28 protein-coding genes are annotated in these 23,197 nt (G+C 61.7%); 1 reads left to right on the top strand and 27 read right to left on the bottom strand.

The window, feature by feature from the left end; all coding sequences use genetic code 11:
* Positions 1 to 32 precede the first annotated feature (32 nt).
* A complete protein-coding gene (locus VOI21_RS12130) occupies positions 33 to 1,463 on the top strand; it encodes a DEAD/DEAH box helicase (RefSeq protein WP_323770140.1) in 1,431 nt (476 codons plus the stop codon).
* A 74-nt stretch (positions 1,464 to 1,537) separates the two neighbouring features.
* On the opposite strand, the gene VOI21_RS12125 is transcribed toward VOI21_RS12130, so the two are convergent.
* The 27 genes from VOI21_RS12125 to VOI21_RS11995 all read right to left on the bottom strand — a co-directional run bounded on the left by VOI21_RS12125 (position 1,538) and on the right by VOI21_RS11995 (position 23,133).
* Positions 1,538 to 3,205, bottom strand: a complete 1,668-nt coding sequence (locus tag VOI21_RS12125) for a ribonuclease J (RefSeq protein WP_323770139.1) — start codon at positions 3,203 to 3,205, stop codon at positions 1,538 to 1,540.
* Positions 3,202 to 3,984 (bottom strand): type III pantothenate kinase, encoded by a 783-nt coding sequence (locus VOI21_RS12120; protein WP_323770138.1) that lies wholly within the window; start codon positions 3,982 to 3,984, stop codon positions 3,202 to 3,204. The genes VOI21_RS12125 and VOI21_RS12120 overlap by 4 nt, the downstream gene beginning before the upstream one ends.
* 7 nt (positions 3,985 to 3,991) lie before the next feature.
* A complete protein-coding gene (locus tag VOI21_RS12115; protein ID WP_323770137.1) occupies positions 3,992 to 4,735 on the bottom strand; it encodes a biotin--[acetyl-CoA-carboxylase] ligase in 744 nt (247 codons plus the stop codon).
* 112 nt (positions 4,736 to 4,847) lie between these two features.
* On the bottom strand, positions 4,848 to 6,290 hold the full coding sequence (gene nuoN, locus VOI21_RS12110; RefSeq protein ID WP_323770136.1) for an NADH-quinone oxidoreductase subunit NuoN: 1,443 nt from the start codon (positions 6,288 to 6,290) through the stop codon (positions 4,848 to 4,850).
* A gap of 12 nt (positions 6,291 to 6,302) precedes the next feature.
* Positions 6,303 to 7,871 carry an NADH-quinone oxidoreductase subunit M gene (locus VOI21_RS12105; RefSeq protein ID WP_323770135.1) on the bottom strand — a complete coding sequence of 523 codons (1,569 nt, stop codon included), beginning with the start codon at positions 7,869 to 7,871 and terminating at the stop codon, positions 6,303 to 6,305.
* Entirely contained in the window at positions 7,871 to 10,000 is a 2,130-nt protein-coding gene (gene nuoL / locus VOI21_RS12100) for an NADH-quinone oxidoreductase subunit L (RefSeq protein ID WP_323770134.1), read from the bottom strand. Before nuoL ends, VOI21_RS12105 begins: the two co-directional genes overlap by 1 nt.
* Positions 10,001 to 10,013: 13 nt before the next feature.
* On the bottom strand, positions 10,014 to 10,160 hold the full coding sequence (locus VOI21_RS12095) for a hypothetical protein (RefSeq protein ID WP_323770133.1): 147 nt from the start codon (positions 10,158 to 10,160) through the stop codon (positions 10,014 to 10,016).
* Between the two features lie 4 nt (positions 10,161 to 10,164).
* On the bottom strand, positions 10,165 to 10,470 hold the full coding sequence (gene nuoK, locus VOI21_RS12090; protein WP_023849383.1) for an NADH-quinone oxidoreductase subunit NuoK: 306 nt from the start codon (positions 10,468 to 10,470) through the stop codon (positions 10,165 to 10,167).
* Between the two features lie 146 nt (positions 10,471 to 10,616).
* A complete protein-coding gene (locus VOI21_RS12085; RefSeq protein ID WP_323770132.1) occupies positions 10,617 to 10,814 on the bottom strand; it encodes a hypothetical protein in 198 nt (65 codons plus the stop codon).
* On the bottom strand, positions 10,811 to 11,305 hold the full coding sequence (locus VOI21_RS12080) for a hypothetical protein (RefSeq protein WP_323770131.1): 495 nt from the start codon (positions 11,303 to 11,305) through the stop codon (positions 10,811 to 10,813). Before VOI21_RS12080 ends, VOI21_RS12085 begins: the two co-directional genes overlap by 4 nt.
* A 35-nt stretch (positions 11,306 to 11,340) precedes the next feature.
* Entirely contained in the window at positions 11,341 to 11,943 is a 603-nt protein-coding gene (locus VOI21_RS12075; RefSeq protein WP_323770130.1) for an NADH-quinone oxidoreductase subunit J, read from the bottom strand.
* The gene (locus VOI21_RS12070) at positions 11,940 to 12,347 is read right to left on the bottom strand and encodes a carboxymuconolactone decarboxylase family protein (protein ID WP_323770129.1); all 408 of its coding nucleotides are present in this window, start codon (positions 12,345 to 12,347) and stop codon (positions 11,940 to 11,942) included. Before VOI21_RS12070 ends, VOI21_RS12075 begins: the two co-directional genes overlap by 4 nt.
* Positions 12,344 to 12,850 (bottom strand): hypothetical protein, encoded by a 507-nt coding sequence (locus VOI21_RS12065; RefSeq protein ID WP_323770128.1) that lies wholly within the window; start codon positions 12,848 to 12,850, stop codon positions 12,344 to 12,346. Before VOI21_RS12065 ends, VOI21_RS12070 begins: the two co-directional genes overlap by 4 nt.
* Positions 12,851 to 12,872: 22 nt before the next feature.
* Complete coding sequence (gene nuoI, locus VOI21_RS12060; RefSeq protein WP_094035618.1) at positions 12,873 to 13,367, bottom strand: NADH-quinone oxidoreductase subunit NuoI; 495 nt, start codon at positions 13,365 to 13,367, stop codon at positions 12,873 to 12,875.
* 1 nt (position 13,368) lies between these two features.
* Positions 13,369 to 13,689: a hypothetical protein gene (locus VOI21_RS12055; RefSeq protein ID WP_323770127.1), complete on the bottom strand. Its 321-nt coding sequence runs from the start codon at positions 13,687 to 13,689 to the stop codon at positions 13,369 to 13,371.
* Positions 13,690 to 13,824: 135 nt separating this feature from the next.
* On the bottom strand, positions 13,825 to 14,862 hold the full coding sequence (gene nuoH / locus VOI21_RS12050) for an NADH-quinone oxidoreductase subunit NuoH (RefSeq protein WP_323770126.1): 1,038 nt from the start codon (positions 14,860 to 14,862) through the stop codon (positions 13,825 to 13,827).
* 7 nt (positions 14,863 to 14,869) lie between these two features.
* Positions 14,870 to 15,244, bottom strand: a complete 375-nt coding sequence (locus VOI21_RS12045) for a hypothetical protein (RefSeq protein ID WP_323770364.1) — start codon at positions 15,242 to 15,244, stop codon at positions 14,870 to 14,872.
* A gap of 18 nt (positions 15,245 to 15,262) precedes the next feature.
* Positions 15,263 to 17,281 (bottom strand): NADH-quinone oxidoreductase subunit NuoG, encoded by a 2,019-nt coding sequence (gene nuoG / locus VOI21_RS12040; protein ID WP_323770125.1) that lies wholly within the window; start codon positions 17,279 to 17,281, stop codon positions 15,263 to 15,265.
* 211 nt (positions 17,282 to 17,492) lie between these two features.
* On the bottom strand, positions 17,493 to 17,885 hold the full coding sequence (locus VOI21_RS12035; RefSeq protein ID WP_323770124.1) for a DUF5333 domain-containing protein: 393 nt from the start codon (positions 17,883 to 17,885) through the stop codon (positions 17,493 to 17,495).
* A gap of 126 nt (positions 17,886 to 18,011) precedes the next feature.
* A complete protein-coding gene (locus VOI21_RS12030) occupies positions 18,012 to 18,353 on the bottom strand; it encodes a hypothetical protein (protein WP_323770123.1) in 342 nt (113 codons plus the stop codon).
* A gap of 4 nt (positions 18,354 to 18,357) precedes the next feature.
* A complete protein-coding gene (locus VOI21_RS12025; protein ID WP_323770122.1) occupies positions 18,358 to 18,690 on the bottom strand; it encodes a hypothetical protein in 333 nt (110 codons plus the stop codon).
* 227 nt (positions 18,691 to 18,917) lie between these two features.
* On the bottom strand, positions 18,918 to 19,286 hold the full coding sequence (locus tag VOI21_RS12020) for a hypothetical protein (RefSeq protein ID WP_323770121.1): 369 nt from the start codon (positions 19,284 to 19,286) through the stop codon (positions 18,918 to 18,920).
* A 39-nt stretch (positions 19,287 to 19,325) separates the two neighbouring features.
* Positions 19,326 to 19,556 carry a hypothetical protein gene (locus VOI21_RS12015; RefSeq protein ID WP_323770120.1) on the bottom strand — a complete coding sequence of 77 codons (231 nt, stop codon included), beginning with the start codon at positions 19,554 to 19,556 and terminating at the stop codon, positions 19,326 to 19,328.
* 4 nt (positions 19,557 to 19,560) lie between these two features.
* Positions 19,561 to 20,859, bottom strand: a complete 1,299-nt coding sequence (gene nuoF, locus VOI21_RS12010; protein ID WP_323770119.1) for an NADH-quinone oxidoreductase subunit NuoF — start codon at positions 20,857 to 20,859, stop codon at positions 19,561 to 19,563.
* 3 nt (positions 20,860 to 20,862) lie between these two features.
* The gene (locus VOI21_RS12005) at positions 20,863 to 21,081 is read right to left on the bottom strand and encodes a DUF5337 domain-containing protein (protein WP_323770118.1); all 219 of its coding nucleotides are present in this window, start codon (positions 21,079 to 21,081) and stop codon (positions 20,863 to 20,865) included.
* A gap of 14 nt (positions 21,082 to 21,095) precedes the next feature.
* Positions 21,096 to 21,911: a hypothetical protein gene (locus tag VOI21_RS12000; RefSeq protein WP_323770117.1), complete on the bottom strand. Its 816-nt coding sequence runs from the start codon at positions 21,909 to 21,911 to the stop codon at positions 21,096 to 21,098.
* A gap of 166 nt (positions 21,912 to 22,077) precedes the next feature.
* Positions 22,078 to 23,133: a hypothetical protein gene (locus tag VOI21_RS11995; RefSeq protein ID WP_323770116.1), complete on the bottom strand. Its 1,056-nt coding sequence runs from the start codon at positions 23,131 to 23,133 to the stop codon at positions 22,078 to 22,080.
* Positions 23,134 to 23,197: the final 64 nt, after the last annotated feature.

The following is a 23,197-nucleotide window of genomic DNA, read 5'->3' as shown; positions in this document are numbered from 1 at the left end:
AGGTACAGTGTCCGCAAAACAATCGGACATCAATGACCAAATTTTCTGATCTGAACCTCAGCCCGAAAGTCCTGAAAGCCGTCGAAGAGGCAGGCTATGAGACGCCCACGCCTATTCAGGCAGGCGCTATTCCGCCCGCTCTTGAAGGCAAGGACGTTCTTGGCATCGCCCAGACGGGCACCGGCAAGACCGCCAGCTTTACCCTGCCGATGATCACCAAGCTTGCCCGGGGCCGCGCACGCGCACGGATGCCGCGCTCTTTGGTGCTTTGCCCGACACGGGAACTGGCCGCACAAGTGGCCGAAAACTTTGACACCTATTCCAAGCATGTCAAACTGACCAAGGCGCTGCTGATCGGCGGCGTGTCGTTCAAGGAGCAGGACACCCTGATCGACAAGGGCGTGGACGTGCTGATCGCCACCCCCGGTCGCCTGCTGGACCATTTCGAGCGCGGCAAGCTGCTGCTGACCGGCATCGAGATCATGGTGGTGGATGAGGCGGACAGAATGCTCGACATGGGGTTTATCCCCGATATCGAACGCATCTTCTCGCTGACACCGTTCACCCGTCAGACGCTGTTCTTCTCGGCCACCATGGCGCCAGAGATCGAGCGGATCACCAACACCTTCCTCTCCGCCCCGGCCCGGATCGAGGTGGCCCGTCAGGCCAGCGCTTCGGAAACCATCGAACAGGCGGCGATGGTGTTCAAACCTTCGCGCAAAGACCGCGAAGGCAGCGAAAAACGCCGCATGTTGCGCGATCTGATCGACAGTGAGGGCGCGGCCTGCACCAACGCCATCATCTTCTGCAACCGCAAGGTCGACGTGGATGTGGTGGCGAAGTCGCTGAAAAAATACGGATATGACGCGGCCCCGATCCACGGCGATCTGGACCAGTCGCAGCGCACCCGGACGCTGGACGGCTTTCGCGATGGATCGTTGCGCTTTCTCATCGCCTCTGACGTGGCGGCGCGCGGGCTGGATATCCCGTCGGTGAGCCATGTGTTCAACTTTGACGTGCCCAGCCACGCCGAGGACTATGTCCACCGTATTGGCCGGACGGGTCGCGCCGGACGGTCGGGCAAGGCGATCACGATCTGCACGCCGCGCGATGAGAAATACTTCGACGCCGTTGAACGGCTGCTGCAAAAGGCAATCCCGCGCCTTGCCAGCCCGCAAACACCGGAGCCCGAGGCTGCGCCCGCAAAGGCCCCTGCCGCTGCCGCGCCCGCCCCTGTCCGCGAAGCCGTGGAAGAGCAGCCGCGCAAATCGACAAGTCGCCGGTCGGAAAAGCCTGCCCCGCGCAGCGAAAAACCGGCCCCGCGCAGCAACGAAAGCCGCGCGCCGCGCGACAACACCCGTGGCTCTGATCGTCGCGGCGGTCGCGACAGCAACGTCGTTGGCTTGGGTGATCACCTGCCCGAGTTCATCGCGCTAAGCTTTGACGAGCGTCGGGCAAGCTAAGCCTTCGCGATCACCGAATGAAAAAGGCCGGTCCCATGGGACCGGCCTTTTGCGTTTGTGCCCTAACGGAACGATCAGCTCAACCGGCTGACCACCACCGTCACCTCAGGTTTCTTACCGATCTCGTTCAGCGCGGTCTGACGCGCCACACGCCGCAGACCTTCCTCCAGCTTGTCATCGTCGGTCCGCACCTTGTCACCGGCGCGACCCATGAACTGCGACAGATCCTCTTCCAGCACATCCACCAGCGGCGCATGGCTGCGCCCGGTTTCAGGCAGGCCCATCAGGTCGCACCACGGCTCTCCCAGCGGTTCGTCCTGCTCATCAAGGATCACAGTGACAACGACATGACCGTTCAGCGCCATGCGGATGCGGTCCCGCACGATCCCGTCCAATGCACCGATCTGCACAGAGCCGTCCAGATAGGTGCGCCCGGTCTCGACGTATTCGACCACGCGCGGTTCATTCCCGCTGAGGTCGACCATCATCCCGTTGACCGCCAGCACCCCGGCGCGCCGATTGGCTGCCGCCAGCCGAACGTGTTCGCGCAGATGGCGGTGTTCGCCATGCATCGGAATCACGACTTGTGGGTTCACGATGTTCTGCACCGTCTCAAGGTCAGGCCGGTTGGCGTGACCGGAAACATGGTAATCCCCCATCGAGTCGTCGACGATGTCGACGCCTTTTTCGCTAAGCTGGTTCATGATGCGGATGACTTCGCGCTCATTGCCCGGGATGGTCTTCGAGGAGAAAAGGAACAGATCGCCCTCCTTCAGCTCGATCCCGTTGTATTTTCCACGCGACAACTGCGCACTGGCGGCACGCCGCTCTCCCTGACTGCCGGTCACCAGCAGCATGACATTCTCGCGCGGCATCTGGCTGACGTCTTCGGGGCCGATCACCTTGGGAAAGCCCGTCAGCACGCCGGTTTCCACCGAGGCCTCGATCATCCGGCGCATGGCGCGCCCCAACAAACAGATCGACCGCCCGGCGCGGTCTCCCGCCTCGGCCAGTGTCTTGACCCGTGCCACGTTCGACGCAAAGGTCGTGGCAACAACCATATTCTTGGCCTCGGCCACCAGTTTTTCGACTGCCGGACCAACCGTCGCCTCGGACCGGCCCGCATGGGGGGAGAACACGTTGGTCGAATCGCAGATCAGCGCCTTGACCCCCGGTTTGGACACTTCGGCCCACAGCTCCGGATCCCACGCCTCACCCACCAGGGGTGTCATATCCAGCTTGAAGTCACCGGTGTGAATCACCCGACCTTCAGGCGTATCAATGACCAGCGCGCTCGATTCAGGGATCGAGTGAGAGATCGGCAGGAACCCGACCGTAAACGGACCGACACTGACCGTCTCTGGCCATTTCGACACGGTGCGCACTGCCTTACCCTCAACGCCGTACTCGGCCAGCTTCCCGCGCGCGATATTCGCTGTAAAGGCGCGCGAATAGATCGGTACGCCAAGCGCCTCAAACGTGTGTCCCACCGCGCCGACATGGTCCTCATGCGCGTGAGTGATGAACAGGGCTTCGATCCGGTTCTTGTTCTCTTTCAGCCAGGTGATGTCGGCAAAGATGATGTCCACACCGGGCGTCGTATCCATGTCCGGAAAGGTCACCCCCATGTCCACGACGATCAGGCGCTCTGCGCCAGGCTTGCCGTAACCGTAGACATAGCAGTTCATGCCAATTTCCCCGGCGCCGCCGAGGGGAAGGTAGATCAGTCTGTTTTCGCTCATGCGCGGGCCTCTAGTCTCTTGTTGTGATTATGAATACGGACCAGCCCGTGCATGGTCAGGAATTCTTCGTAGGCGTCGAACAACGGGTCTGCCTGCTGGAAGAGTGGCGCCAGCCCGCCTGTAGCGATAACCTTCATGGGACGCTCACGTTCCGCCTTGATGCGGACGCAGATCTCACGGACCAGTCCGACGTAACCCCAGAAGATGCCGGATTGCATGCAGGCAACGGTATTGGTGCCCACCACGCGCTGCGGCTTGGTGATATCCACGTTTGGCAAGGCGGCGGCGGCCAGATGCAGCGCCTCAAGGCTGAGGTTCACCCCCGGCGCGATGACCCCACCGACATAAGCCCCGTCTGCATCGACCACGTCAAAGGTGGTGGCCGTGCCGAAATCAACAACGATCAGATCGCCGCCGAACAGATCATACCCCGCCACCGTGTTGACCAGACGGTCAGGGCCGACCTGCGTGCCTTCGTCCACCCGCACATCCACCGGCAACGCGCAATCGGGTTTGCCCACCACCATTGGCCGGGTGCCGAAATAGCGGTCCGACAGGACGCGCAGGTTGAACACCACGCGCGGCACCGTAGAGGAGACAATGACATCGGTGATATCAGCGTCGATCCTCTGGAACTCCATAAGCGTCGACAGCCAGACATAATACTGATCGGCCGTGCGCTGGTGTTCCGTTGCCGTGCGCCAAGTGGCGACGAATTCCGCGCCGTCCCAGATCGAGAAGACGGTGTTTGTGTTGCCACAGTCGATGGCCAGAAGCATGTTTAGCCTATCCGAAGAAAATGTCCGCCGCCGCAATGGTCACACGGCCCTTGGGGGTCTTTAGGACAAGTTGCCCTGTGGCGTCCACCGTCTCGAAGACACCGGTCACGGTATCGCGTGTTGTCCGGGCGGTGATCGTCTCGCCCAGACGTGCGGCGCGCTGCAACCACAGACTGCGGATCGGCTCAAATCCGTAGGTGACAAAACGCGCTTCATGGACCGCATAGGCCGTCGCTAGAGCGTTCAAAATGGCCTCTGGTGTGACCCGGACGCCGGTCTCGGACAACAGGGCAACCGGCGGAACCGCGTGCGTCTCTACCTGTATCGCATCCGGGGCAGCCAACAGGTTGACCCCTATCCCGATGGCCAGATGCCCACCCGGCCCGCCGATGCTCTCCAACAGGATGCCGGCCAGTTTGCCGCCGTTCAGCAGCACGTCGTTGGGCCATTTCAGCGCCAGACCGATTGCCGTGCCGGTCAACGCCTCCAATGCATCGTACAGCGCCAGAGAGGTTACAAAACTCCGCAGCGCCATCTTGTCCGGCGTTTCCGCTGGGCGCATCACCAAGGTTGCTGCAAAATTACCCTCAGGGTTGACCCATGTCCGGCCACGACGCCCGCGCGCCGCCGTCTGCCGCAGACCAAGGATCCACTCCGGACCAGACAGCCCGCCCGCGATCCGTGCCGCCTCGGCATTGGTGCTGTCCACTTCGGCCAACACCCGTCGACCGTACCCCTCTGGCCAACCCATGGCACCCGCCCCCGTTTCTTCTGTCTGAAAATATCCCGGGGGAGTCGACCGCAGGGAGACGGGGGCAGAGCCCCCAACCGCAGCGCGCCCGCAGGGCGCGCTGCTACCGGGGTCAATTCACCAGCGTCGCCGCAGCGGCCTGCGCCGCCCCTTCGATGCCGAACAGATTCACGACACCGACCACCATGACCACTGCCGACACCATCAGAAAGCCCCACAGAACCGGCGACTTGCCACCGTCCAGAGCGTCCTCACGGTCCTCACCGAAGTACATGTAAAACACGATGCGCAGATAGTAGAAGGCGCCGATGACCGAGGCGACCACACCGGCCACCGCCAGCCATGCCAGCCCGCCCTCATAGGCCGCGCGCAACACGTAGAACTTGCCGAAGAACCCCACCAGCGGCGGCACACCGGCCAGACTGAACAGCAGCACCAACATGGCCAGCGCCTTGCCCGGCTCCTTGGTCGAGTACATGCCAAGGCTTTCGATATCCGTCACCGGCTGGCCGTCCCGCTCCATCGACAGGATAAAGGCAAAGGTGCCGACGTTCATGGTGACGTAAATCGCCATGTAGATCAGCATCGCCTGCACACCCAGTTCGGTACCGGACGCCAGACCCATCAGCGCATAGCCCATGTGGGCAATCGACGAATAGGCCATCAGCCGCTTGATGTCGCGCTGTCCGATTGCGGCGATGGAGCCTAGGAACATCGACAGCACCGACAACAGCGCCACAACCTGACCCCAGTCTGCAGTCGCGTTGCCAAAGGCGTCAAACATCACCCGCGCGAACAGCGCCATCGCGGCAACCTTCGGCGCGGTGGCAAAGAAGGCCGTCACAGGTGTCGGAGACCCCTCATAGACATCCGGCGTCCACATGTGGAACGGCACCGCAGACACTTTGAACGCCAGACCGGCGATCATCATCACCAGACCGATCAGCAGGCCAACCGGCATGTGTCCTTCGCTGGCGGTCTGGATGATGCCGGAAAACAGCGTCGTCCCGGCATAGCCATAGATCAGCGACGCGCCATACAGCAGCAGGCCTGACGACAGCGCGCCCAGCACGAAATACTTCAGGCCCGCCTCTGTCGACTTTGCACTGTCCCGGCGCAGCGAGGCCACGACATACAGAGACAGCGATTGCAGTTCGAGGCCCATGTAAAGCGCCATCAAATCGCCCGCCGAGACCATCATCATCATGCCGACGACCGCCAGCGTGACCAGCAAGGGGTACTCAAACCGCAGCAAGCCGCGCCGCACCATATAGCCTTCGCTCATCAGCAGCACCGACGCCGCCGAGACAAGGATCACCACCTTGGCAAACCGGGCAAAGCCGTCGTTCACGAACATCCCGCCAAAGGCCACCTGCGTGCCTTCCCCGGTTGCCCCGATCCAGAAGGCCAGCGCCAGAAACAGCGCCGAAGTCACCCAGACCAGCGTCGGGGCCAGCTTGTCCTTGGTGGAGTAGACCGCCCCCACAAGCGCCGCCATCGCAAAGACCGACAGCAGGATTTCCGGCAGGATGATGTTGAGATCAGCCGAGATCATGTCCCGCTCTCCTTAGTGTTCCGCGACAGCAACTTGCGTGTCGGCATCGTTGCGGCCGGCAGCGGCAAGCGCCGTGTCTACTTTGGTAACCAGCGCCTCGACCGACGGACCGGTGCGGTCAAGGATCGGCGCCGGGTAGACGCCCATCCAGATCGTCATGACCACAAGCGGCGCAAAAATGGCCTTTTCGCGCGTTGTCATATCCTTGATGGTCTTGAGGCTTTCCTTGATCAGGTCGCCCATGACCACCCGGCGGTACAGCCAGAGCGCATAACAGGCCGACAGGATCACGCCGGTGGTTGCCCCCGCCGCAACCCAAGTGTTGACCTGGAAGACGCCCATCAGGGTCAGGAATTCGCCGATAAAGCCAGAGGTCCCCGGCAAGCCGACGTTGGCCATGGTGAACAGCATGAAAATCAGCGCATAGGCCGGCATCCGGTTCACCAGACCGCCATAGGCGTCGATCTCACGGGTGTGCATCCGGTCATAGATCACGCCCACACAGAGGAAGAGCGCGCCAGAGATAAAGCCGTGGCTGATCATCTGGAAAATCGCGCCGTCCACGCCCTGTTGGTTGGCGGCAAAGATGCCCATCGTCACATAGCCCATGTGTGCGACCGACGAATAGGCGATCAGCTTTTTCATGTCTTCCTGCACCAACGCAACAAGGCTGGTGTAGATGATTGCGATCACCGACAGGGTAAAGACAAAGTTCTGCATCACGTCGGACCCGACCGGGAACATGGCAAGGCTGAACCGCAGGAAGCCGTAGCCGCCCATCTTCAGCAGGATCGCCGCAAGCACAACCGACCCGGCGGTGGGGGCCTGAACGTGCGCCTCCGGCAACCATGTGTGGACCGGCCACATCGGCATCTTGACCGCAAAGCTGGCGAAGAAGGCAAGGAACAGGATCGTCTGCATCCCGCCGACAACATGCACGCCAAGAATACTGAAATCCTCAGAGGCAAAGTTGTGTTTCAGCAGTGACACATCGCAACCGCCGATGCAGGTGGTGCCCGCGTCGGAATACATCGCCACCATTGCCACCAGCATCAGCACCGAGCCGAGGAAGGTGTAGAGGAAGAACTTGAACGAGGCATAGATCCGGTCCTTGCCGCCCCAGATGCCGATGATCAGGAACATCGGGATCAGGCCCGCCTCGAAGAAGAGGTAGAACAGCACCAGATCCAGCGCCATGAACACGCCCAGCATCAGCGTTTCCAGCAGCAGGAAGGCAATCATGTATTCCTTGACCCGGTGGCTGACGTCCCAGCTGGCCGCGATGACCAGCGGCATCATGAAGGTGGTCAGCATCACGAAAAGGACGCTGATCCCGTCCACACCCATCCGGTAGTTGAGACCCAGCAGCCAAGGCCGTTCCTCGACCATCTGGAACCCGGTGTTGCCCGCGTCGAACTGGAACAGGATAAACAGCGAAATGACAAAGGTCGCCCCCGTCGCGATCAGCGCAAGCCATTTGGCATTGCGCCGCGCCGCCTCGTCATCGCCCCGCAGGAACAGCGCCATGATCAGGGCCGCCAGCGCAGGCAGGAAAGTGACGATGGAAAGCAGGTTGCCCATTAGTGTGCCCCTCCGCTGAGCGTCATCCAGGTGATGAAGATCGCGATCCCGATCACCATCGCAAAGGCATAGGTAAAGATGTAGCCAGACTGTGCCCGCCCCGCGAGGCGGGTGAAGAAGGGCACGATCCCCAAGGCAATGCCGTTCAGGCCGCCCTTGATGATCGCCTCATCGCCACCCTTCCACAGGATGCGCCCCAGCGCCTTGGCGGGCTGCACAAAGAGGAAGTCGTAGATCTCGTCAAAGTACCATTTGTTCAGCAGGAACAGGTACAGTGGGCGCTGGCTTTCGGCCAGTTTGACCGGCAGTTTCGGGTTCACGATGTAGAACCAGTAGGCGGTAACAAACCCGATCAGCATGGCGATGAACGGGGAAATCTTGACCCATGTCGGCGCGTGGTGCGCGTCATCCATGACGTGGTTGTCCACTCCCATGTAGATCGCGCCTGCACCCGGTGCGGCCACCGCGTGATCCCCGGCCTCTGCTGCGTGATCGCCTGCTTCGGCTGTGTCCGCATGGGCGGCGTCTGCCTCTGCGTGGTCATCGCCATGTCCGGCGTCGGCAGGTGCACCGTGTTCCGCAGCCTCGGCATGTGCGCCGGGAATACCGAAGAAGGCGTTCACCTTGTTATGGTCGCCGAAAAAGCTGCCGTACCAGATCATGCCGGAGAAGATCGCCCCCAGCGCCAGCACGCCCAAAGGCACCAGCATCACCGTCGGGCTCTCGTGTGCGTGCTCATGCGTGTGCTTGTCGCCACGCGGCTTGCCGAAGAAGGTCAGGAACATCAGCCGCCAGCTGTAAAAGCTGGTGAACAGCGCCGCCACGACCAGCATCCAAAAGGCATAGCCTCCCTGCGTGCCCGCAAAGGCGCTCTCGATCACCGCGTCCTTGGACAGGAAACCGGCAAAACCGATGTGGGTCAGCGGAATACCGACACCCGTGATCGCCAGCGTGCCGATCATCATTGCCCAAAAGGTCATGGGCAGCTTCTTCCGCAGACCGCCATAGTTCCGCATGTCCTGTTCGTGGTGCATCCCGTGGATCACCGAACCGGCGCCAAGGAACAGCATCGCCTTGAAGAAGGCGTGCGTGAAAAGGTGGAACATCGCGACCGAGTAGACACCCACGCCCGCCGCTACAAACATGTAGCCCAGCTGCGACATGGTCGAATAGGCGATGACGCGTTTGATGTCGTTCTGCACCAGACCGATGGTCGCCGCGACAAAGGCCGTCGACGCGCCAAGGAACGTGATGAACGCGGTGGCGTTGGGGGCAAACTCCATGACCGGCGACATGCGGCAGACCAGAAAGACACCCGCCGTCACCATGGTCGCGGCGTGAATCAGCGCCGACACGGGTGTCGGGCCTTCCATCGCGTCCGGCAACCAGGTGTGCAGGAACAGCTGCGCCGATTTACCCATCGCACCGATGAACAACAGCAGCGCCACAACCTCGGCCGCGTTCCAGCTGCGCCAGAGGAAGGTCAGTTGCGTTTCCGCCAGTGTCGGCGCGGCGGCAAAGACATCGTCAAAGCGCACGCTGTCGGTCAAAAAGAAGATCGCAAAGATCCCCAGCGCAAAGCCGAAGTCGCCAACCCGGTTGACCACAAAGGCCTTGATGGCGGCGGCGTTGGCGCTTGGCTTGCGATAGTAGAAGCCGATCAGCAGGTAAGAGGCGACGCCCACGCCTTCCCAGCCAAAGAACATCTGGACGAGGTTGTCCGACGTCACCAGCATCAACATGGCGAAGGTAAAGAACGACAGGTAGGCAAAGAAGCGCGGTTTATAGCTTTCCTCGCCTTCCTTGAACTGGCTGTCATGCGCCATGTAGCCAAAGGAATACAGGTGCACGAGCGCCGAAACCGTGGTTACGACGATCAGCATGATCGAGGTCAGACGGTCCAGCCGGATTGACCAGTCGGTCGACAGCGTGCCGCTCTCGATCCAGCGCATGACCTGAATGTGCTGCGTTTCAGGCCCGTGTGTGAAAAACACGATCCACGAAAAGGCACAGGCCAGAAACAGCAGGCCGGTGGAAATCCACTGCGCACCGCGAATGCCCGTCAGTTTCCAGCCGAAGCCCGCGATGAGCGCGCCCACCAGCGGGCCAAAGAGGATGATGCTCTCCATTAGTCTGGTCCTCTCAAGCGGTGATCATTGAAATGATCAGCAGAAATTGCGGATCGGGCATCGGCACGGGCAGGATCTTTGCGGCCGTAAGACCGATCAACATCTCCGGCGAGAAGCCAGTCATCAGTCCAAGGCCCGGCAAGCCAATATTGCTCAGCATCGCTTCAGCCTTTCATCACGTTGACGTCTTCCACGGCGATGGTGCCGCGGTTGCGGAAGAAGCAGACCAGGATCGCCAGACCAATCGCGGCCTCGGCGGCGGCGACGGTCAACACAAACAGCGTGAAGACCTGCCCGACCAGATCGCCCAGATGCGTGGAAAAGGCGACAAGGTTGATGTTCACCGCCAGCAACATGAGTTCGATGCTCATGAGCAGGATGATCACGTTCTTGCGGTTCAGGAAAAGCCCGAAGATGCCGATGACAAAGAGCACCGCCGCCACCGTCAGGTAATGTTCCAATCCGATCATGTGCGTCCCTCCGGGCGTTTTGCCCGATTTAGTTCCATCTTGTGCGCCCGGATGTGCCCGGACCCGCCCCGGGTTTGTTCCGGGGCTTTTTGTCTCAAATCCCTGCCCTTGCCGGCCAGAGGTCCCGGGTCAGGCCCGGGACAGTGTCAGCCCAACCGCCGAGGACCGCGTCCCCGCAGCTTTAACCGCCCCAGTTTGTCCTCGGTCCAGGTTTGCGCCCGCACCGGCAGCAGCAGCATCGCCTTGCGCAGCATCCAAGCCCCCGCGAGGATCTTGAAGACCCAGAACGCGCCGTAGAACGCCAGCCCGTAGGGCGATAGAACCACATCCCAGAACGCGCTCATTTGCCTGCCCCGACGCTGCCGGGATTGAACAACCCGCATGCACAGCTCAGGTCATAGCTTTGACCCGCGCCGCCCAGAACGACCGGCTCTAGCACCGAACCCAGCTGTTCCAGCCGCAGATCGCCTATGTCGTCCCATGCCGCCATTTCGGCGTAGCCCCAAGGCATCTTGCGGATCATCGTCGCCATCTTGCCATACGTGCCGTCCATGGCCGCCATATGCTCTTCCACCGTCATCGCCCCATGCGGACCGAACAGAAAAGCCGATCCGTCCGCGCAATCCACCACCACCTGCGACTCGCGCACGTAGCAGGCATCGCCCTCGTAGTGCACCTGCACGACATATCCCAGCCACAGGTTCTCTGCCGGCATGAGACCTTCGGCCCCGACGGGTGTGCGCAGGTGTCGGACAGAGCATCCCTCACCAAGAACCGTCGCGGACTCGGCGTTCAGCGCGGGCGAACACGCCAGTGCCGGACCGGCGACCAGCATCGCCGCTCCAAAAAACATATGTCGCGAGGATGCGATCAAAGGCCCTGCCCCGGTTTGACGTCCTTGAGTTCCATTGCCTTGGCCGGATCGCGGTACATCTGCGCCAACACATCCTGACGCTTGATGTCGGTGCGGTGGCGCAAGGTCAGCACGATAGCACCGATCATGGCGACCAGCAGGATCAGGCCCGCCAGTTGGAACAGCAGGAAATACTGGTCATACAGGATCAGCCCCAGCGCCTCGGTGTTGTGGCGATCCGCAGGCACCGGCTGCGCCAGTTGCCCTGCCGCCATTTCCGACGCTTCCCAGACACCAAAGGCCATGGCCAATTGCATCAGGATCACAAGACCGATCAGCAGCGCCAAAGGCATGTACTTGGCCATTTCCGCCTTCAGTTCGGCGAAATCGACGTCCAGCATCATGACGACAAAGAGGAACAAAACCGCCACCGCGCCGACGTAGACGATGATCAGCAGCATGGCGACAAACTCCGCCCCCATAAGGACAAACAGCCCGGCCGAGGACAGAAAGGCGAGGATCAGCCAGAGCACCGAATGCACCGGATTGCGGCTGACGACCGTAAAAAGTCCGCCCGCGATGGCGCCGAGTGCAAAGAGGTAGAAGGCAAAGACCATCATGTCTCGTCATCCTTGTTGTCATTGATGACCTCACGCGCCAGTTCCATGGCACGTGTCATCGCGGGAATACCTGCGAACATCGACATATGGCCGATGGTTTCGGCGATCTCTTCGGGTGTCGCCCCGGCCTCAAGCGCGTGGCGCACGGTCAGGCGGAACGGCGTTTCCGCCTGCGCGCCCTGCATCGTCAAGCCGGAAATGGTCAGCAACAGCCGCGTCTTGGCGTCCAGCCCGGTCTTCGACATGCCTTTGCCGAACCACATTTCCATGGCGTCCTTGGTCATGGTTGGCCAAAGCTTTTCAAAGCCTTTGGGATCAAAGCCGGACATCGCGGGGTTGAAGGCCTTGGCCATCTCCTGCGCCTGCTCCATCATCAGCTCAAAAGGGGTCTTGCTGTCGCTCATTTGCCGGCCTCGCGGATGGGGCAACCGCCAAAGACGGCGGTGCGGGCAGACAGCCACTTGCCGTCCTCGTACTCGCGCGGTTCAAGGATTGAAACCACCTCGACCCCGTCGCGCTGAAACGGGGCCACACTGGCAAGCCCGTCCGCCGTGCCAGTGAAACCCTCGCCGAAGTCCGTCATCAACTGGCCAAAGATCTTGTCGATCATCGCGCCCTGATCCGGGGCAGAGACGCTCATGATGCAGTCGCAAAACCCATCGTGCTCGATCAGGTTGATCACGATTTCCGGTTCCGCCACCCAGACGCCGTCCTGCCGCGCCATCCCGGCCTTGACCGCACGGTCGTCGATATCGGCGTAATCCGGTGCCGACCCCATGCAAACCTGCGAAAACAGCGCTGCACGCTTGGCGTTCCATGCCTCGCTGCCCGGTTCCTGTGCAATGCCGCCACCCGCCGCAAGGGCGAGCGCGCAAAGAGCAACAGCAGAGTTCAGTCGGCGGGGCATAAGCGGTCTCGGTCTTTCAGGCTCAGCGGTAGGGCGCGTCAAGTTCCAGGTTGCGGGCAATCTCGGCTTCCCAACGGTCGCCATTCTCGAGCAGCTTGGTCTTGTCGTAGTACAGTTCCTCACGCGTCTCGGTGGCGAACTCGAAATTCGGCCCCTCGACGATGGCATCCACCGGGCAGGCCTCTTGGCAGAAGCCGCAGTAAATGCATTTGGTCATGTCGATGTCATAACGCGTGGTGCGGCGGCTGCCGTCGTCGCGGGGTTCCGCGTCGATGGTGATGGCCTGCGCAGGGCAGATCGCCTCACAGAGTTTGCACGCGATACAACGTTCTTCGCCGTTGGGATAGCGGCGCAGCGCGTGTTCGCCACGGAACCGGGGCGACAGCGGCCCCTTTTCGTGCGGGTAGTTCAGCGTGGCCTTTGGCGCAAAGAAGTACTTCAGCCCCAGCTGGAACCCCTTCACGAAGTCCGCGAGAAGAAAGTATTTTGCAGCCCGGCCGTAGTCGATAGTCGCCATGCTATCCTTGCTCCCCTGCCATGTTGTTCAGATCGGCCTCAAACTTTTCAGCCGTGGGCGCGTCCATCAGCGGATCACCCTGCTCATCGTATTCATTCAGCACCGCCGGTTTCGCCGGTGCGGGATCTTTGGCGCGCGCGGCCTCTGCGGCCTGCATGTCGGCGGCCCATCGAAACACTGCGGCGGCGATCTCTGTCGCCTGTGGCATCAGGTTGCCGTCGCTGTCCACATCCGGCAGGCCGGTGTCCCGCACGACAAAATCGCCGAGGTCGATCATGTCGATGTATTTCGCGTCGAGGATGGCGGATTTCAGATCAGACATCGGGGTCTCCCTTATGGGCATGGCCGCGCGTCATGCGCGCCCCTGCCCTCAGGATACCACTCACGGGCGCACCTGTGGCGGGATCACCCACCTTCAGGCTGTCCGAAACGATATGTTTCCGATCCGGCAACATCCTCAGCCCCCGGTCACCCAGCGCGCGTAGCTGTCAAAGAACCAGCCGAACTTGGCCGCGAAGGCCACGAAGACCACCCAGACCAGAGAGAACGGCAGGAAGACTTTCCAGCCAAGGCGCATCAACTGGTCATAGCGGTAGCGCGGTGTGATCGCCTTCACCATCGCGAAGATGAAGAAGAAGAACGCCATCTTGCCGACCATCCACAGCGCCCCATCCGGCAGACCCGGGATCGGCGACAGCCAGCCGCCGAAGAACAGCAGCGAGGTCAGCGCGCACATCAGGAAGATCGCGATGTATTCACCGGCCATGAACAGCAGGAAAGGCGTCGAAGAGTATTCAACCTGATACCCGGCGACCAGTTCCGATTCCGCCTCTGGCAGGTCGAACGGCGGGCGGTTTGTCTCTGCAAGGCAAGAGATGAAGAACAGGAAGACCATCGGGAAGTGCGGCAGCCAGTACCAGCTGAAGAACCCGAACCGACCATCCTGCGCCGCGACGATATCGCCAAAGTTCAGCGACCCGGTCGAGAGGATCACGCCGATGATGATCAGGCCGATCGACACCTCGTAGGAAATCATCTGCGCCGCAGACCGCAGTGAGCCAAGGAACGGGTATTTGGAGTTCGAGGCCCATCCGCCCATGATCACGCCGTAAACCTCAAGCGAGGAAATGGCCATGACATAGAGGATTGCCACGTTGATGTCCGACAGCACCCAGTTGTCGCTGAACGGGATCACCGCCCAGGCGATCATGGCCAGCACAAAGCTTGCCAAAGGGGCCAGCATGAACACTGTCCGGTCGGCCCCTGCCGGGATCACAACCTCTTTGACAACGTATTTCAGCGCGTCGGCCACCGTTTGCAGCAGGCCATAGATGCCCACCACGTTTGGCCCGCGCCGCATCTGGACCGCGGCCCAGATCTTGCGGTCGCCGTAGACGAGAAAGAGCAGTGACACCATCACAAAGCCCAGCACCGCAAGGCATTGCGCAAAGATGATGACAAAGGTGCCCAGAGGCGTGGCGAAGAAGTTTTCCATCAGGTCCTCACACCATCGGTATTCCGTTCTCGGCACAGGCCAGCGCCGCCACTTCGGCGTCGATGGTCTTGAGCCCGCGGGGCAGCTCCGCCGAGATGGTGTAAACCGCATCTCCGCGCCATAGGCCACCCTCTTCGTAGACAGTCGTGCGCAAATGACGCGCAAATCCGTAACCCCGGATCAGGGCATATTGCGCGGCTGCGCATTCGGCATAATCATCGACATCCGCCGCATAACGCGCGCCGCGCATTTCGACCTCGAACTGCACCAGATCACCGTCCAACAACCGCGTCTCGACACCAGAATAGATCGGTTCAAAAGGCGGCTCCGGATCTTCCGGGGTGCAGGCCGACAGGCTGCTGGCCAAGGCCAACAAGGATATGATCACCAGCCCCCGCACTTATTCCGCCGCAAGCGGCGCCGTTGCGCGGTCACGGGCGGATTTGGACAGTTCCGCCATCAGCTCGCTCGATCGTGCAATCGGGTTGGTCAGGTAGAAGTCGCGCACCGCATAGCGGAAGTCCGCGTCGCCCAGATCTCCGGCATCCAACGGTTGCCAGTCGTTTTCCGGCACCTCGTCGATGCCTTGCAGGTGCGGCACCTCACCGACCATCGCCTGACGCAGTTCGGCCAGATTGTTCCACGGCAGTGTGGCACCTATCTCGGCCGACAGTGCCCGCAGGATCGCCCAATTTTCCTTGGCCTCGCCCGGCGCAAAGCCAGAGCGCAGCGCCAGTTGCGGACGGCCTTCGGTGTTGACGAACAGGCCCTGCTCTTCGGTGTAGGCCGCGCCCGGCAGGATCACATCGGCGCGGTGCGCGCCCCGGTCGCCGTGCGAGCCTTGGTAGATCACAAAAGCGCCTTCACCGATCTCGACCTCATCCGCGCCAAGATTGTAGATCACGTCCGCATCCTGCAGCGCATCCATGCCACGTTCGTTGGTGGCGTTCACGTCCATTGCCCCCACGCGGGAGGCAGCGGTGTGCAACACCAAGAATTTCGACTGGCCCGCTGCGGCGACCTGCATGGCGGTGCCCAGCACTGCCGCGCCATCCGCCTCATTCAGCGCACCTTGGCCGATGATCATGACACCAGCTTTACCGTGCTTGTCCGAATGATCCATCTCGGCCAGCTTGGCCAGCGCCTCACGACCTGTGCCCAGGTCGATCACGTCATAGGTCAGGTCAACCGGCTTGCCGATGCGCGCGACCTTGGCACCTGCGGCCCAAGCCTTGCGAATACGGGCGTTCAGCACCGGTGCCTCATCGCGCGGGTTGGTGCCGATCAGCAGAATCATCTCTGCGCCGTCGATGTCCTCGATGGCAGCGTTACCCACATAGCCCGAGCGGTTGCCCGCAGGCAGTTTCGCGCCATCGGTGCGGCATTCGACGACACCGCCCTGCCCCTCGATCATCTGCTTCAGGCTATAAATCGCCTCGACCGGGGCCAGATCCCCGATGATTCCCGCCGGTTTGGTGGCGGATTTTAACGCCTCAGCGCTCTTGGCCAGCGCCTCGCCCCAGCTTGCGGGGCGCAGCTTGCCGTTCTCACGGATATAGGGGCGGTCCAGACGCTGACGGCGCAGGCCGTCCCAGACAAAGCGCGTCTTGTCGGAAATCCATTCCTCATTCACGCCATCATGGTTGCGAGGCAGAATGCGCATGACTTCGCGGCCTTTGGTGTCGACCCGGATGTTTGACCCCAGTGCGTCCATCACGTCGATGGTCTCTGTTTTGGTCAATTCCCACGGACGGGCGGTAAAGGCATAAGGTTTCGACACCAGCGCGCCCACCGGGCACAGGTCAATGATGTTGCCCTGCAAATTCGAATCAAGCGTCTCGTTCAGGTACGAGGTGATCTCGGCATCTTCGCCGCGCCCGGTCTGGCCCATCTGGGTGATGCCCGCGACCTCGGTCGTGAAGCGCACGCAGCGTGTGCAGGAAATGCAGCGGGTCATGTGCGTCTCAACGAGCGGACCGAGGTCCAGATCGTCGGTGGCGCGCTTGGGCTCGCGGAAGCGGCTGAAATCGACGCCATAGGCCATGGCCTGATCCTGAAGGTCGCACTCACCCCCCTGATCGCAGATCGGGCAATCGAGCGGGTGGTTGATGAGCAGGAACTCCATCACCCCCTCGCGGGCCTTTTTGACCATGGGCGAGTTGGTCTTGATCTCCGGCAGCTCGCCATTGCGACCCCCGCGCACGTCGCGCACCTGCATCGCGCAGGAGGCGGCGGGCTTGGGCGGACCGCCCACAACCTCAACCAGACACATCCGGCAGTTTCCGGCAATCGACAGACGTTCGTGATAACAGAATCGCGGGACTTCGACCCCGGCCTGCTCGCAGGCCTGAATCAGGGTCAACGCCCCGTCCACTTCGACCTCTTGCCCGTCGATGATGATCTTTCGCAAATCGGACATGCCCGTGCCTCTCCCGTTCTTCGGCTGGCAGCGCCCACTGGCACGCAGGCCGCAGTTCTTCGGGTTTAGCCTGCCCTGCCGGACGTTACCAGATGCAGGTGCAGCGAAAAGGCAGGAAAAAACGACGCGGCGCGCGGGTTTTGCCCCGGCACCGCGCTTTAGTTATTACAATTACTGAATACGTTACCGCCTGTTAGGCCAATTTCGCGACTCAGCGCAGGAAGTAGCCCACCGGCCCGCCACGGGCGATGTCGTCCCGTCCGAACTTGCACAACGCCTTGTCGTCGTTTGCCGCGATGCCCTTGGACGCCAGCCATGTTTCAGCCTTTTTGCGCATCCGCTTCTTCTCGGCTTTGGAGTTCACATAGGCGTCGATTTCATCGTCGGAGTAGCCTAGCGCCTTTGCGCGCTGCTCCAGCGCCTGAATCTGTCGATAAGCCCGGATCATCCGTGCGCTGATATCATCGCAGGACTTGCGGATTTCATCAGCAATGGCGATGGCCATCAGCCCATCGTCGATTTCCGAAACTTGGCTGAGCGGTGCCTTGGCCCAGACTGGCGTAACAAGGGTCAGACAAAGGATCGGGGCGAGGAAAAAGCGCATGCGCGGAACTCCGTAAAGATTCTAGTTGCCCTGAGGTGGGGGCACAGGGTCCGGATATTCAATATCCGCGCGGCTCAAGCCCCCAATTAGGCGGGTTTCCACAGGTTCTGCGCGGGGAGTCGCCGGTCAGACGTCGCGGCAACGACCCCGAAAGGTGATGCTGTCGCCTGTCACCGGCAGCGCCTGCGGATCGGTGTCCGGTCCCACGGTCCAGTCAATCTCGGATGTGCCGAAGTACTGGATGCAGTGTTGGACACTCTTGTATTCACCGGCGGCGATTGCGCCCTTCAGGGATTTCGAAACCGTGCTTACCGTCACCGCAAAATTCTGACGGTTCTTGCGGTCCGACGATACCTTGGTGCGAAATCGCTCACCGTCAAAGACCGGCGCGTTGCGGTTAAACACACCGGCACGTTCACAACCGCCAACTGTGGCCGCAAGGGCCAGAATACAAATCACGCGGGTCATCATCTTATTGGCCTCCCCGGCAGAGCACTTCGAATTCCGCCGCCGATGTCGTTACCCCTGACAGGATCGTGGCCAGCGCCCGTTTGTCGCGGCACCCCGCCTTGGCGGCAAAAGCCCCTGCCGCCTTGAACTGGCCCTGCGCCGGAACCGCCCCCGCCACCGTTTTCACGCTGACATAGACCTGCACCGCGGGAGTCGAGCCCGCCCCGTCCCGCGCCTGCATCGTCACCGCGCGGCGCTGAATGTCCCCGACAAAGCTTTTTGACCGCACGGTTTCCGCCTGCGCCGCCGACGTCAGCGCCGCGATCAGCACTGCCGCCCCCAAAATCCGTTTCATGTCCCGTCCTGTTTTTCTAGCTCGCCCCGGTTGCGCGCCGCCACTTAGTCCACATCTGCCTCTCGGCCCGATGCGCCCGGCAGAGCGCGCCGTCACTGTCCCCGTTGCGCTGCAGGAGGTCAAGCCGCGCCAAACCGGGTCGCGGCCATGGGCGATGTCCTGCCAGAGCCCGTCAAAGCCCACCGATCAGCCACACAGCGGCAGGTGCCACCTTATTCGGCCGCCCGTCACCAGCCCTTTTTCCAACAAAGGTCGATGAAGTGCCACTCGCCTTTCCATTCGCTGGCCGCACTTGGGCGCCGCCGGACCGTCAACCCGTAGTGCTTGCAAAAGGCCGTGCCGACCTTGCGGGCCAGAGCCTTGTCGTTCGCACCAATCTGGGGATCCTGGTTGGTGCGGATCACCAGGCGGCTCTGTTCGATCCATTCCTTTTGCGGCAGGCCGGTGTCAGGGGCATTCCTGACGGTCTCTGTCTCATACATGCTGAACGCGACATAGAAGGACCGACCGTTGAAAATCACCTCGTCGGACAAATCATACGGCATCTTGCCTTGCGCCATTGCGGCCCCGGCCCCGCCGCACGCAACGGCAACCATAAATACGAACCTGATTAAACTGTTTGGTTTCATAGGACTTCAATCTCCCAGTGGTTTGCGACCGTGCCACGCTTTGTCCAGAAAGGACAACGTCACGCCCGCACCGACAAAGACCAGACCCGCCACAGCCCCGTAGACCCAGACCGGAGCCAAACCTGCGTTGATCGCCACATGCGCAAACCATGCCGGAACAAAGCAAAAAGCGGCGGCCAAGACCGCCGCCACCAAATTTTGCAGGGTTCTCAGGACTCGTCCCAGAACAGACTTCACAGCGTCACTCCGCCGCGACGGCGCTCATCCGGCCGGATTTCTGAGCCTTGATGCGGTCCTCGATCTCATCTCGGAAGTTGCGGATCAGGCCCTGAATCGGCCATGCGGCCGCGTCGCCAAGGGCGCAGATGGTGTGGCCCTCGACCTGCTTGGTCACGTCCCAGAGCATGTCGATCTCTTCTTCGTCGGCCTCACCCTTTACCAGACGTTCCATGACACGCATCATCCAGCCGGTGCCTTCGCGGCACGGCGTACACTGACCACAGGATTCGTGTTTGTAGAACTTGGCCAGACGCCAGATCGCCTTGATGATGTCGGTATCCTTGTCCATCACGATGACGGCGGCGGTGCCAAGGCCAGAGCCCAGCTCACCGCGCAGATAGTCGAAATCCATGATGGCATCGCGCATCTTTTCGCCGCGCACGCACGGCACGGACGATCCACCGGGGATCACTGCCTTGAGGTTGTCCCAGCCGCCGCGAATGCCGCCGCAATGCTTTTCGATCAATTCCTCAAAGGAAATCGACATCGCTTCCTCAACAACGCAGGGGTTGTTGACATGGCCGGAGATGGCGAACAGCTTGGTGCCTTTGTTGTTGTCGCGGCCAAAGCCAGAGAACCATTCGGCCCCACGGCGCAGAATCGTCGGCACGACAGCGATGGATTCAACGTTGTTCACTGTGGTCGGGCAACCATACAGACCCGCGCCCGCCGGGAACGGCGGTTTCATCCGCGGCATGCCCTTTTTGCCTTCAAGCGATTCCAGCAGGGCGGTTTCTTCACCGCAGATATAAGCGCCAGCGCCATGAGCCACGAAAATCTCGAAATCCCAGCCGGAGCCGCAAGCATTCTTGCCGACCAGACCCGCATCATAGGCCTCGTCAATCGCGGCTTGCAGCGCCTCACGCTCACGGATGTATTCGCCGCGAATGTAGATGTAGCAAGCATGCGCCTGCATCGCGAAGGAGGCGATCAGGCAACCCTCGATCAGGGTATGCGGATCATGGCGCATGATCTCGCGGTCCTTGCAGGTGCCGGGCTCTGATTCGTCAGCGTTCACCACCAGATAGGACGGACGCCCGTCCGATTCCTTGGGCATGAAGGACCATTTCAGGCCGGTCGGGAATCCGGCGCCACCGCGCCCGCGCAGGCCAGAGGCCTTCATTTCCTCGACGATCCATTCACGCCCCTTGCCGATGATGTCCTTGGTGCCGTCCCAATGGCCGCGCTTCTTCGCGCCATCGAGCGTCCGGTCATGCATGCCGTAGAGGTTGGTAAAGATCCGGTCCTGGTCAGCTAGCATCTCTCAATCCTTGTCTTTCTGGCGGTCCCGCCAGAGCCCGTATACCATCCACAGCGCCCAGACAAAGCCCCCGAGTGCGGCAAGGTCGAAAAGCGCGCGCAGGCGCTGGCTCCAGTCCAGCGCCCCGCCAATTGCCGTGGCCGCGATCCAGCCAACGCCGGTTCCGGCGATGACCAGCGCGATAACGCGGCCCCGACGGTTGATATCCTGCTGATCGGCCATGCGCGGTCCCGGCTTTATTTAACCAGTTCGGCGGCCTGAGCCACCCATCCGTTGCGCGAGGCACGGCCGCGCACACCGGCGAGGTTTTCGTCAACCCATGCCACATTGGCTTTGGACCATGCGGCGATCTGGGACAGCTTGTAAATACCTTCGGCGTTCAGTGCCTCGGCCAGCTTGGGTCCAACACCGTTGAGGACGGTCAGATCATCCAAGGCCCCTTTGGGCGCGGTCATTGCCTTCGGCTTGGTCATGGCGGGCGCTGCGGCCTCGGCCGCGACCGGCGCTGCAACAGCTTCGGTTACGGACTTGACCGGTGCGGTTGCAGGCTTGACCGCTTCGGTTACTGGCTCGACAGCTTCGGTCACGGTCTCGACGGTTTCAGTCACCGCCTCGGCAGGTTCCTCTACCTTGGGTGCAGCGACCACAGGGGCGACCGTCTCATTTGTCTCGGCCACGGTTTCCACCACGGCTTTGGCCACCGGCGCAACAGCCTCAACCGGTGCCACGGCGACATCTTCGACGGTTTCGGCAACCGTTTCGACGGTCTCGGTCACAGTGTCCGCAGTCTCGGCCACGGCGTCGATCACATCGTCGGCGGTTTCCACGACAGTTTCCGCCACAGGCGCCTCAACCGTTTCAACAGAGGCCGCGACGCTCACGCTGCCCATCGGCGTGCAGATCGAACCAAAGCCCGTCGGCAATCCGGCCCACGGCATCATGGCCAGCTTCATCATGCCTTGGCTTGCTTCCATGGCGAACCGGGTCTGAAACTCGATCAGACGCAGGAAGGGGGTAAAGTTGGGTGTTATCGCATAATTCGGGGTCGTCATGGTCACGTCCTCGCTCCACTAATCGGGCGCAGTCTACTGCGCGGGTCTTAGCGCCGTTCCTCCCCAACAGAGCCGGTGCCACGCCTTGCATACTGCGGCGCGGCACGCAAGACATGGCATTGTCGCACAGGCCCGATCGGCGGGTTCGCGACGCCGTGCTGACCAATCAGTAGACGTCCCCGCCCTTAACACGCGAAGAAAACTCTGTCTGACCACCTTCAGCCAGCACCTTGGCTTGCGCGACCCACTGATCGCGGCTGACCCGCCCTTTGAATCCTTCGAGGTTGGCATCGACCCATGCAATTTCCTGATCGGTCCAGTTGGCGATCTGGTCGAAATGGTAGATGCCCAGAGTGTTGCAAAGCTTTTCCAGCTTGGGCCCGATACCTTTGACCTGCTTGAGATCATCGGCCCCGCCGGCGCGCGGACCATCCAGCATCGCGGGTTTTTCGCCCTCATCCTTGCCTTCGAAGATGCCGTCCTTGTCATAATCCTCACCCACAGGCGCAGGTGCGGGTGCGGGTTCAGCAGCGGGCGCGGTGTAAACCCATGTCCCCTTGCGGCTGGCAAGGTCTGCCTGCCCGGCCAGCGGCGTTGAGGGCAGAACCCGCGGACCGGCATCCTCGGGGATTTCAATGACTGGTTCGGCGGGTGGCGGCGCGACCGGTTCAGGCATGGCCTCAATCACCGGCTCCGGTGTCTGTACCGGTTCGGATGTGGGGTCTGGCCGCGACGCGGTCTCTGCACCGGCGTAGCGCCATTCGCCTTTGCGCTCGGCCAGTTCGGCCTCTCCGGCCAGCGCCGCAGAGGGCGCGACACGCGGGCGTTCCTCCGCCACAGGGGGCGTGTCGGCGACGGCTGCCGCCTGAGGGTCCGGGCTGCCCTGCGCCTCTGGCGCGACTGCCGGATCGGGTTCCACTGGGTGAGTGTCAACGCGCGCCGCGGTCGCGGCCGCCACAGTCCCGGTGGCACCGGATTTTGCCACGCGCCCCTGCGATGCCCCTGCCCCCGCAGGCCTCTGCGCGGGCACCGCAGGCGCGCCGCACAGGAACCGGTTCAGCAGAACGCCAAGCCCGACCAACAAAACGACCGCCACAACCAGCGACGCGAAAAAGCCCCACTCGGCCACCGCAAGCAGCAGCACAAATGTCAGCAATGACGCCAGCGCCGCAAGGCCCCAGCAGATCTTGGGGCAATCGCCCCGGTCATTCGTATTGGACATTATTTGGCCTCCCAACCCTTTTTCACGACGATACATGCGGGCACGACCGTCGCAAAGTGGGATG

The organism is Antarctobacter sp. (assembly GCF_034670325.1).
Lineage (GTDB): Bacteria > Pseudomonadota > Alphaproteobacteria > Rhodobacterales > Rhodobacteraceae > Antarctobacter.
This window is presented reverse-complemented; position numbering and strand designations above follow the sequence as displayed.